This window comes from Bacillus sp. JJ675, from assembly GCF_036963165.1.
Lineage (GTDB): Bacteria > Bacillota > Bacilli > Bacillales > Bacillaceae > Bacillus > Bacillus glycinifermentans.
In genome coordinates this window covers 1-1,289 of record NZ_JBALMR010000094.1, presented here as the reverse complement: position 1 = coordinate 1,289, position 1,289 = coordinate 1, and the positions used below count along the sequence as shown (strand labels likewise).

The 1,289-nt window shown below is 38.1% G+C and carries 2 protein-coding genes; both read right to left on the bottom strand.

Features of this window, described 5'->3' with window-relative positions:
- Positions 1-31 precede the first annotated feature (31 nt).
- A complete protein-coding gene (locus V7126_RS21585; RefSeq protein ID WP_335499014.1) occupies positions 32-913 on the bottom strand; it encodes an IS3 family transposase in 882 nt (293 codons plus the stop codon).
- A gap of 8 nt (positions 914-921) precedes the next feature.
- Positions 922-1,218, bottom strand: a complete 297-nt coding sequence (locus tag V7126_RS21580) for a transposase (protein ID WP_046129823.1) — start codon at positions 1,216-1,218, stop codon at positions 922-924.
- Positions 1,219-1,289 lie beyond the last annotated feature (71 nt).

The window sequence follows — 1,289 nt, the reverse complement described above, 5'->3', positions numbered from 1 at the left end:
CCCTGTCAAGTAGACAGCTTTTAAAAAGGTACTAGGCAGCCTGAGTCCTGTATTGATAGGGGCTCAGGTTGTTTAATTTCTTTTGGAACCGTTGATGGTTGTAGAAACGAATGTATTTACATACAGCGTCCTTAACTGCTTCAGCTGTTTTGAACGAATATAAGTAAATGCATTCCGTTTTAAAGTGGCTAAAGAAATTTTCCATACATGCATTGTCCCAGCAGTTACCTTTTCTGGACATACTGGCTTTCATCTGATATTTTTTAATTAGGTTGTTATATAAGCGGGATGTATATTGGAACCCCTGATCGCTATGCAGGAGAACTCCCTTTACATTCCGTTTTTTCTTTGCCTTCTTAAGGGTGTCTACCACAAGCTTCAAATCATTCCTTCGACTGACTTGGTAAGCAACAATTTCATTATTGTACAAGTCTTTAATGGCGGACAAATACAGTTTTTGACCGTTAAACATTAAATAGGTAATATCCGTTACCCATTTTTGATTAGGCGCGGAAGCCGTAAAATCTCTGTTCAGATGGTTGTCTGACATGACATATGCTTCCTTCTTTCCGTAATATGGTTTCTTCTTTCGGATGACTGCCCGGATCCCCAATTTATTCATAAGGCGTTGAATACGTTTGTGGTTAATATGTAATCCATATGTTTTTTTCAACCATATCTGTACTCTCCGGTATCCGTAAATCCCCCTATGTTTTTTATGACACTCCATGATTCTTTTTTTCATACTCTCGTCCTTTAACTGCTTTTCAGAAGGCGTTTTTTGTCTTTTTAGCCACTTGTAATAACCACTTTTAGATACTCTAGCTATCTGACATAATAATTGAATAGAACTATTCCCCGCAGACATTTCTTTGATAACTTCAAACTTCTTGCGTGTTGGTACCCCATCCATTCCCCCTTTTACATCTTTAAGAGCTTTTTTAGCATTTCCACCTCTGCTTCAAGGCGTTTGATTTTAGATTCAGGATCTTCAAGTCGTTTTTTTGGTCTGCCCTTGCCAGATCCTGTTGCTTTTCCTCGTTTTTCTTCCAATCCCTTCATTCCCTCGGCCTCATAATACTTCACCCAACGAGCTACCATTGATTTAGATATTCCTAATTCTTTAGCAACCGTCTTGAAACCCATCCCATCTTTCATGTGTAAATCGACTGCTTTTTTCTTGAAAGTCACATCGTATGTTTTCATGATTTCTCCCATAAAAAATCCCCTCCATAGTAGACAGATTAATATCCTTTCTTTTTTCTGTCTACTATGAGGGGATCATATCA